This window comes from Sphingomonas sp. BL2, assembly GCF_056680015.1.
Genome location: NZ_CM155261.1, coordinates 3218082 through 3231084, shown reverse-complemented (window position 1 = coordinate 3231084; position 13003 = coordinate 3218082). Strand labels below are relative to the sequence as shown.

Sequence of the window (13003 nt, the reverse complement as noted above, 5' to 3'; positions counted from 1 at the left end):
TCAGGCGGCGTTGCGCATTTCGAGTTGGCCGACGAGGCGTTCGCGCCAAGCCGCGGGGCTGCCGGCGACGAGTACGAGCTGGCGCGAGCGGCGGTAATAGAGGTGGCAGTCGGACTCCCACGTGAAGCCCATCCCGCCATGCGTCTGGATGTTCTCCTTAGACGCGAACCAATACGCGTCCGACGCAGCAACCCGCGCGGTGGCGGCGGCGAGCGGGAGTTCGGCGGCGCCCGCGTTCAGTGCCCACGCACCATAATAGGCGTTCGAGCGCGCGAGTTCGTTCTTCACATACATGTCGGCGAGCTTGTGCTTGATGGCTTGGTAGCCGCCGATCTGCCGGCCGAAGGCGTAGCGATCGAGCGCGTAGCCTTTCGCCATCTCAAGACAGCGATCCGCGCCGCCGAGCTGCTCGAACGCGAGGAGGACGGCGGCGCGGTCGAATACGGCCTGCATCGCGGCGATGCCGTCGTCGCTACCGAGTTTCTCGCAAGGCGCGTCGGTGAAGGTCAGGCGAGCGGCGCTGCGGGTCGGGTCTAGCGTTTCGAGCACCTCGACCGTGACGCCTGCGCACTCCTCAACCAGGTAGAGGCCGTCGCGGGCCAGGACAACGATCAGATCGGCGACGTCGCCATCGGTAACGGGGATCTTCTCGCCGGTAAGCTTGCCACCGGAGACGGCGGTGCGGACCGAGCGCGCGGTGACCGGGCCGGCACCTTCCGAGGTGGCGAACGCGCCGATGACGTCGCCCGCTGCGATCTTCGGGAGCCACTTCGCTTTCTGCTCCGCGTTCCCGTAGAGCATTAGGGCCTCGGCGACGAAATAGACGGTCGAGGCGAACGGGATCGGCGCGCAGGCCCGCCCCAGTTCCTCTGCGATCGCGCAGAGTTCGATGTGGCCGAGACCTAGCCCACCGAACTCTTCGGGGATCGCTGCACCGAGCCAGCCTTGTGCGCCGACCGCTTTCCACAGGTCCGCATCATATGCTTTGGCGGGATCGTCGAGCACCGCGCGGACGCGGTCGCTGCCGCAATGCGCGCCGAGGAACTTGCGCGCTTCGTCCTTGAGGAATTTTTGGTCGTCGGAATAATCGAAGTTCATGCGGACTCCTTAGGCTTCGCCCAATATTCGTCGCGGAGCAGGCGCTTGTAGAGTTTCCCCGTCTCATGCCGCGGCAGCGTGTCGCGGAAGTCGATCCTGCGCGGCGCTTTCACATGGCTGAGGTTGGCGCGGGCGAACGCGCTGAGTTCGGCGGCGAGTTGCGCGCGATCCTCGGTCGGGTCGGCAGGGCAGATTATCGCCACCACCTGCTCGCCCATCTCGTCATCCGGCGCGCCAATCACCGCGACGTCGGCGACCTTCGGGTGGGTGACGAGAAGGTTCTCGATCTCGGCGGGATAGATGTTCACGCCGCCCGAGATGATCATGAAGCTCTTGCGGTCGGTGAGGTAGAGATAGCCCTCCTCGTCGAGCCAGCCGACGTCGCCCAGCGTCGTCCAGCCGTGCGCATTGGCGACCTCCGCGGTCTTGCCGGGGTCGTTGTGGTATTCGAACGCGCCGCCGCCCGCAAAATACACGTCGCCTTCAGCGCGCGGGGGCAGCGCGTTGCCCTCCTCGTCGCAGATCATCGTCTGCGCGGTAAGATTGCGGCCGACCGAGCCCTTGTGCGTCAGCCACTCCGCGCTGGAGATCGCGCAGAACCCGTTGCCCTCGGTGCCGGCGTAATATTCGCCGATGATCGGGCCCCACCAGTCGATCATCGCCTGCTTGACCGGAAGCGGGCAGGGCGCGGCGGCGTGCCACACCGCTTTTAGCGATGACACGTCGTAACGGCCGCGGACTTCGGGCGGCAACTTGAGCAACCGGATGAAGTGCGTCGGCACCCATTGCGCGTGCGTGACGTGGAACCGCTCGATCGCGGCGAGCGCGGCTTCGGGATCGAAATGCTCCATCACGACGACGGTGCCGCCGACCTGATGCACCGCCATCGACCACCGCAGCGGCGCGGCGTGATAGAGCGGCGCGGGCGAGAGATAGATCATCTCTGGCGTGAACCCGTACAGCCCCTTGCCGAGCATCACGAGCGGCGAGACGTTGGTCCCGAACGGCTCGTCCGACAGCGCGTGCTTGACGCCCTTGGGCTTGCCCGTGGTGCCCGACGAATAGAGCAGGATTCCGCCGGGCGAGGGGTCGGCAATGGGCGTTGCGGGTTTCGTATCGCGCGCGGCTTCGTACGCCGCATACCCGTCGATCGCGCCGTCGACCACGTAGCGGCGCACGTCGTCGAGCATCGGTACCAGCGCCGCCGCCACCTCGCCGCACCCCTTGCTCGCGATCAGCACACGGCAGTCGCCGTCGCGGATGATGTAGGCCGCCTCGCTAGCGTTCAGTTTGGACGACAGGCAGGTGCAATAGACGCCGGTGCGCTCGGCCGCCCACATCACCTCCAGATAGCGCGGCGAATTGTCCATCAGCACCGCAATCCCGTCGCCGCGCTTCAATCCGAGCGAGCGGAGCAGATGCGCCCCTTGGTTCGCCCGTGCGTCGAGGTCGCGATACGTTACCGTCTCGCCCGTCGCCGCCATGATGTAGGCGGGCTTGTCGGGCATCGTCAGCGCGTGCGCGACGGGGTGCATCAGACGCGCTCGATGATGATCGCCGGGGCCATCCCGCCGCCCGCGCACATCGTCACGAGCCCGCGCTTCAGGTCGCGGCGTTCGAGTTCGTCCAATATCGTGCCGATCAGGATCGCCCCGGTTGCACCGATCGGATGGCCGAGCGCGATCGACCCGCCGTTGACGTTCACCTTGTCGCGGTCGAGCTTCAGGTCGCGGATGAACTTCTCGGCGACCACCGCGAACGCCTCGTTGATCTCCCAAAGGTCGATGTCGTCGACGGTGAGCCCAGCCTTCGCGAGCACCTTCCGCGCCGCAGGGACGGGGGCGTTCAGCATCAGCGTCGGGTCGTCGCCCATGTTGGCCATCGCGACGATCCGAGCGCGCGGTTTCAGTCCGTGCTTGGCCGCATAGTCGGCGCTGGCGAGCAGCACGGCGGCGGCGCCGTCGACAACACCGGACGAATTGCCGGCGTGATGGACGTGCTTGATATCGACGTCGGGATAGCGGCGATTGATCTGCTTGCGATACGTCGTACCCTTGTCGTCGAGCGGAATGTCGGCGATCCCAGCGAACGAGGGGCGCAACGCCGCGAGGCCCTCTGCGGTCGTGTCGGGCCGTGGATATTCGTCCTTTTCGAGCACCATTGCGCCGGTATCGTCGGTGACGGGGACGAGGCTGCGATCGAACCGCCCTTCGGCGATAGCCACCGCTGCCCGGCGCTGGCTTTCCAGCCCGAGCGCTTCGAGCGTTGCGCGGTCGATCCCCTCGATGCTGGCGATCGCGTCGGCGCAGATGCCCTGGTTCGATTGCGGATGCGCCGCGTCGAGCCGTGCGTTTCCCGAGCCGATGCCGAGCGGCCGCTTGCCCGCCGCCATGTCGTCCTGCATCATCGTCGTGGTCAGCGACATCATCTCGGTCCCGCCGGCGATGACGAGGTCTTCCATCCCGCTCATGATCTGCGCCGCGGCGAAGTTTACCGCGGTAATCCCGCCGCCGCAGAACCGGTCGAGCGTCGTCCCGCTCGCCTTGACGTCATAGCCCGCGTCGAGCGCCGCCATCCGCCCGAGATCGCCGCTCTGCTCGCCACGCTGACTCGAGGTCGACCAGATGATGTCGTCGACATCGGCGGTATCTAGCTTGTTTCGCTCGGCAATCGCCTTCAGGACGGTCGCGGCGAGATGTTGGGGGTGCATGTGCGCAAGCGCGCCCTTGCCGGTCTTGCCGATCCCGCGCGGGGTACGGACGGCGTCGATGATCAGTGCCTCGGCCACATCGCTCTCCTGTTGCACCCGCCGGTTTCGATCGTGGTGCCTGATGCCGGATTGCGTCCGGCTTCGGTACGACGTAACATTCGTTATGGGGAATGGCTTGTCAAGCAGGGTATTGTTGGAAGACGGGGCGGCACCACGCGCAGATCTGGCGCCGCGCGACTGGTTGGAAATCGGCTTGCAGTTGCTGAAGAATGGCGGGCTTCGCGCGCTCAAGCTTCGCGGCCTGGCGCAGGCGCTTGGTGCATCGACGGGAAGCTTCTATCATCATTTTAAGGACTTCGACGGGTATCATGCGGCGCTCGCAGGATATTTCGTCGAAGCGCATATCGATCCGTTGATCGTCGCGCTGTCCGCGTCGGAGCTTCCACCGGTCGAGCGGATTCGCGCGTTCGCGGATCATGTTCGCGACCACGACATGGCCCAGCTGGCCTTGGCGATGCGCGCCTGGGCAAAAAGCGACGCGCGGGTGGCCGCGGCGATCCGCGAGCATGACGACACGGTGATGGCGTTCCTCGTCGAGCAACTCGTGGCGCATGGGTTCGCGCCTGCCGAGGCGGGGATTCGTAGCTATGCGCTGTTGGCGATCGGTCTTAGCCAGGTCCATGCCGCCGAAGGGATTGAGCGCAGCGTCGTTCGCGAGGGATTGCTGACACTGCTGTGCGAGCGCTAGCGTAGTGGACTAACGCGACTCCGTAAAAAAGCGGAGCGCGAACAAGAGGATGCGGGCATGCAGACGTATGACTACGTGATTATCGGCGCGGGCTCGGCCGGCTGCGTGCTCGCCGCGCGACTGACCGAGGACCCCGATGTGTCGGTGCTACTGCTCGAGGCGGGCGGGCGCAACGACGGCGTGCTGGTGCGGATGCCGGCGGGCGTCGGCGAACTCATCAAGAGCAAGAATGCGAGCAACTGGGGCTTTTCGACAGAGCCCGAACCGCATCTCGACAATCGCCGGCTGTGGTGGCCGCGCGGCAAGGGGCTGGGCGGGAGTTCGTCGATCAACGGCATGATCTACACGCGAGGCCATCCGCAGGATTACGACGAGTGGCGGCAAATGGGCCTGCCCGGTTGGTCGTTCGACGATGTGCTGCCGTATTTCAAGCGGCTCGAAGGGCATCACCGCGGCGAGTGCGATCTGCACGGCGGCGGCGGGCCGCTGACGATCTCGGGCGGCGAGTCCGACAGCCCGTTCTACGACGCGCTGGTCGAGGCGGGACGGCAGGCGGGCTATCCGGTGACCGAGGATTTCAACGGCGCGAGCCAGGAGGGCTTCGGGCGCTACGACCTGACCGTCGCGGACGGGAAGCGCTGGAGCACGGCAGCGGCGTATCTGCGCCCGGTGCTGACGCGGCGCAACCTGACCTGCGTGACGGGCGCGCGGACGACGCGGATACGGATCGACAAGGGGCGTGCGGTCGGTGTCGACTATGTGCTCGACAAGGGGGCACGGGCGGAGTCGGTGACCGCGGCGCGTGAAGTGCTGTTGTGCGCGGGGGCAGTGCAGTCGCCACATATCCTCCAGCTTTCGGGGATCGGCGATCCGGATCGGCTGACCGCGGCGGGGGTGGGCGTGGTGCACGCGCTGCCCGGTGTCGGCGAGAATTTGCAGGACCATCTCGACGTCGTAATGAACTGGAAATCGCGCGGGCTGCGAACCGGGTACGCGATGACCAAAGGCGTCGGGATGATCGGCGTCGGGCTCAATTACCTGTTGCGCGGCAAGGGGGCAGGGCGGCAGCAGTTCCTCGAAGCGGGTGCGTTCGTGTCGTCGCGCGAGGGGCTGCGGCCCGACGTGCAGATCCACGCAGTGCTCGCGATCATGCAGGATCACGGCAAGGTGAAGGCGACCGAGGACGGCTTCACGCTGCATCTCTGCCAGTTGCGCCCCGAAAGCCGGGGACGGATCGGGCTGCGCTCGGCCGATCCGTTTGCTGATCCGACGATCGTCGCGAACTATCTGGCGACCGCGGAGGATCGCCGGGTGATGCGCGCCTGCGTCGGGATTGGGCGCGACGTTGCTCGGCAGGCGGCGCTCGATCCGTACCGCGCTGGGGAGTTGTCGCCGGGCGAGGATGTGCGGACCGACGACGAGATCGACGCCTGGGTAAGGCGGACGGCGGAGACGATCTACCACCCGGTCGGGACGTGCAAGATGGGCACTTCGGACGATAAGCTGGCGGTGGTCGACGCGACCTTGGCCGTGCGCGGGCTTCAGGGGTTGCGGGTGGTGGATGCCTCGGTCATGCCAACGCTGATCGGATCGAACACCAACGCGCCGACGATCATGATTGCGGAAAAGGCGGCGGACATGATCAAGGGGCGGCAACTTGCACGGGCGGCTTGAGGGCGCCGCGCGGCTTCCACCACCTTAACCACATAGTCCACCACCCCGGCGGAGGCCGGGGCCCAGTTGGGGAACGGTGTTAACAAAGGATCGCGCTTCGTTATTGCTACCTTTCCAACTGGGCCCCGGCCTCCGCCGGGGTGGTGGTAGGTTGTCGTATCGCGCACCGACCATCCTCACCCTTCGTCGCCTCGGATGTCTCTCTGTTCAAATTGGGACAGGGAAAGAGCCGGCAGCGAATTGGCCGTGGGAATGGCGAGGGCGATTTACCGCGGCGCCATCCGGATAGCGCCGTCCAGCCGCACATCCTCCCCATTGAAATACCCGCACTCGATCATCGTCAGCGCGAGCGCCGCGAATTCCTCGGGTCGTCCCAAGCGCTTCGGAAACGGCACGGATGCCGCCAGCGCATCACGCACCTGCTGCGGCGCTGCGGCCAGCAAAGGCGTGTCGAAAATCCCCGGGAGGATCGTGTTCACCCGAATCCCCTCGCTCATAAGATCGCGCGCGATCGGCAAGGTCATCCCGACCACCCCCGCCTTCGACGCCGAATATGCGGCCTGGCCCATCTGGCCGTCCTCCGCCGCAGCACTCGCTGTGTTGACGATCGCCCCACGCTCGCCATCCTCGCCAGGCTCCAGCGTCAGCATTCCCGCCGCCGACTTGGCGATGCAGCGGAACGTGCCGACCAGGTTGATCTGGATGATCCGATCGAACGCATCGAGCGGGAAATGCTTGATTGACCCGTCCTGCTTCGATCGCCCCGCAGTCTTCGCCGCGTTCCCCGTGCCCGCACAATTGACCAGGATCCGCTCTTGGCCGTGCGCCGCGCGCGCCGCCGCGAACCCCGCATCAACACTGTCGTCGGACGTGACATCGACCTTGCAGAACACCCCGCCGATCTCGTCCGCCAGCGCCTCGCCCTTGTCCGCCTGGAGATCGAAGATCGCCACCTTTACCCCCTTGGCGGCCAGCGCACGCGCCGTGGCGGCACCCAGGCCCGACGCGCCGCCGGTCACGACGGCAGCAGTGTTTGCGAGGTCCATGCATCTCTCCTGTCAAAGCCCCGAGGTCCGCGCCCCGGTTGCAGAACATTAGTTATGCCGGTATTCGAGGCTTGCCAAGCCGGCATGTCGCTGAGGATCCGACGATGAGCCACGCCATGTTGCAGAACGCCAGCCCGCATTGGCTTCCGCGCCAGCCCAAGGGTGCGCTGGATCATATTCCGGGAAGCAACGGCCTGCCCTTCGTCGGCAACACGTTCAAGTTGCTGGCCGATCCGATCGCGTTCTCGGAAGGCATGGCGGCGCGGTACGGCCCGATCTATCGCAATCGCGCGCTCGGCGGGACCGGCGTCAACCTGCTTGGTCCCGATGCGAACGAGCTGGTGCTGTTCGATCGAGACAAGATCTTCTCGTCCGAACAGGGCTGGGGCCCGCTGCTCAATCTGCTGTTCCCGCGCGGCCTGATGCTGATGGATTTCGACAAGCACCGCGCCGATCGCAAGGCGTTGTCGGTTGCGTTCAAGCCCGAACCGATGCGGCATTATGCGGCCGAACTCGATGCTGGGATCGAGTCCGCGATCGGCGGCTGGGCCGGGCAGACCTTGCGCTTCTACGATGTAGTGAAGAAGCTCACGCTCGATCTCGCCGCGACCAGCTTCCTCGGCGTGCCGCTTGGCGCGGAGGCGGACCGGATCAACCAGGCATTCGTCGACGAGGTCCAGGCGAGCGTCTCGCCGATCCGCAAACCCTGGCCCGGTACGCCGATGCGCAAGGGCGTGAAGGCGCGCGCGTATCTGGTCGACTTCTTCGAGCGCGAAATCCCCGCGCGCCGGACCGGCGACGGCCAGGATTTCTTCTCGCAATTCTGCCGCGCGACCGATGACGATGGCGCGCCGCTGACCGCGCTGGCGATCGCCGACCACATGAATTTCCTGATGATGGCCGCGCACGACACGATCACCTCGTCCGCGACCAGCCTCGTGATGCTACTCGCGCGCAACCCGGAATGGCAGGAGCGGCTACGCGAAGAGGTCGCTGCGCTCGACCCGGCCGTGCCGCTGACCGAGCAACTCGATCGCCTCGTCCTCACCGAATACGCGTTCAAGGAATCGCTGCGGATGATGCCGCCGGTCCCGTCGATCCCGCGGCGTGCGCTCAAGGATTTCAGCTTCGGCGGCTATGACATTCCCGCGGGCACGAACGTCGGCACGGGGATCACCTACACGCATCGAATGGCCGAGCACTGGCCCGATCCCGACAAGTTCGACCCGCTCCGCTTCACCCCCGAAGCGTCGAAGGGCCGTCACCGTTTCGCGTGGGTGCCGTTCGGCGGCGGCGCACACATGTGCATCGGGCTGCACTTCGCGACGATGCAGATGCGGCTGCTGATCGCGCACCTGCTCACGCGCTACCGGATCGAGGCGGCGGCGGGCAGCGGCGACGCGTGGCAGGTGTTCCCGATCCCGCGCCCGAAGGATGGTTTGCCGGTTACGTTCGTACCGCTTGCCACCCCGTAATAGTGTGTCATCTTCGCGCGGTTCATTCGAAGGAGCCGTTCGTTGCGCTTGACCCTTGCTCTCCTCCTGCTCGCGGCGACGCCGGCCCTTGCCCAGCAACAGCCGACTGCGCCCACACCCGACGGCCCGACGCGAAGCTTCACCGGGAGCGACCTGTTCGGCCTGACGATCGCGGCGGACCCGCAGATCAGCCCAGACGGCAAGACGATCGTCTACGTCCGCCGCACCGGCGACGTGATGACCGACAAGATGCAGTCCTCGCTCTGGCTGATCGACGTCGCCAGCGGGCGGCAGATGCCGTTCGCCACTGACGGCAGCAGCCCGCGCTGGTCGCCCGATGGGGCAAGGATCGCCTATGCCGCGCGCGACGGCGAGGGATCGCAGCTGTTCGTCCGCTGGATCGGCGGTGCGCAGAGCGCGCGGATCACGAGTTTTCCGGGCGATCCGCAAGCGCTCGCCTGGTCGCCGGACGGTACCAAGCTCGCCTATATCGCGACGGTAGCAGGCGAGGGGACCAAGCTCGGCACGCAGCCGCCCAAGCCCGAGGGCGCCAAATGGGCCGAGCCGCTGACGATCATCGACCGCGTCAACTACCGCAACGACGGGCCGGGCTATGTAAAGCCGGGCTACGACCACCTGTTCGTGGTCGGCGCGGATGGGGGCGCGGCTCGGCAGCTCACATACGGCAAGTTCGACGATGGCGGCCCGCTGTCGTGGACGCCCGACGGCCGCAGCATCGTCTTCGCCGCGATCCGCGGACCCGCCGCCGACCGCCAGGTGATGAACTCCGACGTGATCGCGGTCGATGCGGCGAGCGGCGCGATGCGGACGCTGACGACGCGTGACGGTCCCGATGCCCAGCCGCACGTGTCACCGGATGGTTCGAAGATCGCGTGGCTCGGTTTCGACGACAAGCGCCGCAGCTACGAGAACACGCAGCTCTATGTCGGCGACCGCGACGCCGCCTCGCCGCGCTCGCTGACCGCCACGCTCGACCGTGCGATCGACGACGCGGTGTGGTCAGCCGACGGTCGCAGCCTGTATGCGAGCTACGACGATCACGGCCAGCGCCGCGTCGCACGCATCGGGGTCGATGGCCGCGTCACGCCGCTGATCGACAACGTCGCGGGCGGTGGGCTCGACCGGCCCTATACCGGCGGCGAGTTCTCGGTCTCGAAGGGCGGCACGATCGCCTACACCGGCGGCGATGCGAGCGCCCCCGCCGACGTCTGGGTGCTTGCGGGCGGCAAGCCGCGCCGCCTGACGATGCTCAACGCGGTGCTGACCGGATCCAAGGCGCTCGCGCAGGTGCGGAAGATCGCGGTAACCGCGCCCGATGGACGCCCGATCGACGCATGGCTCGCCACTCCGCCGGGCCGTGTCGCAGGTCAACGCGTGCCGTTGATCCTCGAGATCCACGGCGGTCCCAACGCGGCCTATGGTCCTGGTTTCGCCACCGACATGCAGCTTTATGCCGCGGCCGGTTACGCGGTGCTGTGGGCCAATCCGCGCGGCTCGACCTCCTATGGCGCCGAGTTCGCCAACCTGATCGACAAGACTTACCCCGCCGCCGATTACGACGACCTGATCGCCTCGGTCGACGCGGCGATCAAGGACGGCACCGCCGATCCGGACAATCTGTTCGTGACGGGCGGATCGGGCGGCGGGCTGCTGACCGCGTGGATCGTCGGCAAGACCGACCGGTTCAAGGCCGCCGCGACGCAGAAGCCGGTGATCAACTGGATCAGCGAGGCGTTGACGATGGACGGGACGCTGTTCACCTCGCGCTACTGGTTCACCAAGCTGCCGTGGGAGGATCCGATGAGCTATTGGAACCGCTCGCCGCTGAGTTTGGTCGGCAACGTCAAGACGCCCACCCTGGTCGTGGTCGGCGACGACGATTACCGCACGCCCGTCAGCGAGTCCGAGCAGTATTACGCGGCGCTGCAGATCCGCGGCGTGCCGACCGCGCTGGTCAAGGTACCGGGGGCGAGCCACGGCGGGCTCGCCGCACGGCCGTCGCAATCGGCGGCAAAGGCATCGGCGATCATCGCCTGGTTCGACCGGTATCGTAAGCCGGCAACCGCAACGGGAGCAGCACAATGATGACACGGTCCATGATCCTGGCGGGAGCGGCGTTGCTCTCCACGGCTGCTGCGGCGCAAGTCCAGCCTCCGCGCGTGGCCAAGAAGCCGTTCCAGGTGACGTCGCCCAACGGCGCGCGCGAGGACGATTATTACTGGTTGCGCGACGACACGCGGAAGAACCCCGAGATGCTCGCCTATCTCGCGGCGGAGAACGCCTATGCCGATGCGCAACTCGCGTCGCTGAAGCCGCTCCAGGCCAAGCTGTACGAAGAGACCGTCTCGCACATCAAGCAGGACGACAGCTCGGTGCCGTATGCGAAGAACGGCTATTATTACGGCTCGCGGTTCCAGACCGGGGCGGATTATCCGATCCTCGAACGCCGCAAGGGCAGCCGTACCGCACCTGTCGAAACGCTGTTCGACGAGCCGGCGATGGCGAAGGGCCACAGCTTCTTCGCGTTGAGCGACTGGGCGGTGAGCCCCGATAACCGCCGCATCGCCTGGGCCGAAGATACCATCGGGCGGCGCCAGTACGTGCTGAAGGTGAAGGACCTGGCGACCGGAGCGATCATCGCGGATACGCTCTCGAACGTCGAGCCGAACGTCGTCTGGGCGGACGACAACAAGACCTTGCTCTACGTCGAAAAGGACCCGGTGACGCTGCGTGGCTACCGCGTGAAGGCGCACGTCCTCGGCTCGCCGGTCGCCAGCGATCGGCTGTTGTACGAGGAGAAGGACGACACCTTCTCGATCGACGTCTCGCGCACGTCCGACGACAAGTTCGTCTGCATCGGCGTGAGCAGCACGGTCAGCGACGAGCAGCGCTGCGCCTCCGCCGCCGCCCCAACGAACTTCACGATCGTCGCGCCGCGTGCGCGGGAGTTCCGCTACAGGTCGGATCATATCGGCAAGCGCTGGATCATCCGCACCAATCGCGACGCAAAGAACTACAAGCTCGTGACCGTTGCCGACGCCGATCTGGCGAAGGGAACGGCGGCATGGCGTGACCTTGCGCCGGCGAGCGACACCGTCTTCATCGAAAGCTTCAAGCCGTTCGATGGCTTCGTCGCGATCGACCAGCGCGAGGGCGGCAATCGCATGATCCGCGTGCTGAACGATGCGGGGAAGTCGATGCCCGTCACGGCGGACGAGCCTGCCTATCGCATGGCGCTCGAGGTCAACGAGGACACCGCGACGCCGTGGGTGCGCTACACCTATGGTTCGCTCGTAACGCCGACCACGACCTACGAGGTCAACGCTAAGACCGGCGAGCGCCGCGTCCTGAAGGTCGCGCCGGTGCCGGGGTATAATCCCGCGAAATACGTCACCGAACGCGTCTGGGCGCCCGCGCGTGACGGCACGCGGATCCCCGTGTCACTGGTCTACGCCAAGCGCACCAAGCGCGACGGCACCGCGCCGCTCTTCCAATACGCCTATGGCAGCTACGGGATATCCAGCGACCCAGCGGTCGACCCCGGTCGTATCGGCCTGCTCGATCGCGGCGTGGTCTATGCGATCGCGCATATCCGCGGCGGGCAGGAGATGGGCCGCGGCTGGTATGACGACGGCCATCTGCTCAACAAGAAGAACAGCTTCACCGACTTCATCGACGTCACCCGCTATCTCGTCGCGCAGAAATACGCCGCCAAAGATTGCGTCGCGGCGATGGGCGGCAGCGCGGGCGGGCTGTTGATGGGCGGCGTCGCGAACATGGCGCCGGCGGACTACAAGCTCATCGTCGCGCAGGTGCCGTTCGTCGACGTCGTGACGACGATGCTCGACGCGTCGATCCCGCTGACGACATTCGAGTATGACGAATGGGGCAACCCCGCGCAGAAGGCATCGTACGACTACATGCTGAGCTATTCGCCGTACGACAACGTCAAGGCGAAGGCGTATCCCGCGCTGTATGTCGGCACCGGGCTATGGGACAGCCAGGTGCAATATTACGAGCCGACCAAGTGGGTCGCCAAGCTCCGCGAATTGAAGACCGACAAGAACCCGCTGCTGTTCCGCGTCAATATGGAGGCAGGGCATGGTGGCAAGTCCGGCCGGTTCGAACGCTACCGCCAGAACTCCGAATGGCAGGCGTTCATGCTGCAACAGCTTGGCCTGGCGAAATAGCGCGACCGTTGGCACGCGACCCAAAGCAGGGTACCGATCGT

At 66.2% G+C, this 13003-nt stretch carries 9 protein-coding genes; 5 read left to right on the top strand and 4 right to left on the bottom strand.

Features of this window, described 5'->3' with window-relative positions; translation table 11 throughout:
- Genes AC1ME3_RS15005 through AC1ME3_RS14995 form a run of 3 tightly spaced genes read right to left on the bottom strand, consistent with a single transcriptional unit; the run spans window position 1 to window position 3886 of the window.
- Window positions 1-1098, bottom strand: a complete 1098-nt coding sequence (locus AC1ME3_RS15005; protein ID WP_480953787.1) for an acyl-CoA dehydrogenase family protein — start codon at window positions 1096-1098, stop codon at window positions 1-3.
- A complete protein-coding gene (locus tag AC1ME3_RS15000; RefSeq protein ID WP_480953786.1) occupies window positions 1095-2633 on the bottom strand; it encodes an acyl-CoA synthetase in 1539 nt (512 codons plus the stop codon). Before AC1ME3_RS15000 ends, AC1ME3_RS15005 begins: the two co-directional genes overlap by 4 nt.
- Window positions 2633-3886: an acetyl-CoA C-acetyltransferase gene (locus tag AC1ME3_RS14995; RefSeq protein ID WP_480953785.1), complete on the bottom strand. Its 1254-nt coding sequence runs from the start codon at window positions 3884-3886 to the stop codon at window positions 2633-2635. The genes AC1ME3_RS15000 and AC1ME3_RS14995 overlap by 1 nt, the downstream gene beginning before the upstream one ends.
- Before the next feature lie 97 nt (window positions 3887-3983).
- Here AC1ME3_RS14995 and AC1ME3_RS14990 point away from each other — a divergent pair, with 97 nt between their 5' ends.
- Window positions 3984-4556, top strand: coding sequence for a TetR/AcrR family transcriptional regulator (locus AC1ME3_RS14990; RefSeq protein ID WP_253070455.1), 573 nt, complete (start codon window positions 3984-3986; stop codon window positions 4554-4556).
- A gap of 57 nt (window positions 4557-4613) precedes the next feature.
- Window positions 4614-6230 (top strand): choline dehydrogenase, encoded by a 1617-nt coding sequence (locus tag AC1ME3_RS14985; protein ID WP_480953784.1) that lies wholly within the window; start codon window positions 4614-4616, stop codon window positions 6228-6230.
- Between the two features lie 266 nt (window positions 6231-6496).
- On the opposite strand, the gene AC1ME3_RS14980 is transcribed toward AC1ME3_RS14985, so the two are convergent.
- On the bottom strand, window positions 6497-7276 hold the full coding sequence (locus AC1ME3_RS14980; RefSeq protein WP_480953783.1) for an SDR family NAD(P)-dependent oxidoreductase: 780 nt from the start codon (window positions 7274-7276) through the stop codon (window positions 6497-6499).
- Window positions 7277-7380: 104 nt separating this feature from the next.
- Between AC1ME3_RS14980 and AC1ME3_RS14975 the strand changes: the two genes are divergently transcribed.
- Genes AC1ME3_RS14975 through AC1ME3_RS14965 form a run of 3 tightly spaced genes read left to right on the top strand, consistent with a single transcriptional unit; the run spans window position 7381 to window position 12962 of the window.
- Window positions 7381-8751 carry a cytochrome P450 gene (locus AC1ME3_RS14975; protein WP_480953782.1) on the top strand — a complete coding sequence of 457 codons (1371 nt, stop codon included), beginning with the start codon at window positions 7381-7383 and terminating at the stop codon, window positions 8749-8751.
- 42 nt (window positions 8752-8793) lie between these two features.
- The gene (locus AC1ME3_RS14970; RefSeq protein WP_480953781.1) at window positions 8794-10857 is read left to right on the top strand and encodes a prolyl oligopeptidase family serine peptidase; all 2064 of its coding nucleotides are present in this window, start codon (window positions 8794-8796) and stop codon (window positions 10855-10857) included.
- Window positions 10854-12962, top strand: a complete 2109-nt coding sequence (locus AC1ME3_RS14965; protein WP_480953780.1) for a S9 family peptidase — start codon at window positions 10854-10856, stop codon at window positions 12960-12962. The genes AC1ME3_RS14970 and AC1ME3_RS14965 overlap by 4 nt, the downstream gene beginning before the upstream one ends.
- The last annotated feature ends 41 nt before the right edge of the window (window positions 12963-13003 follow it).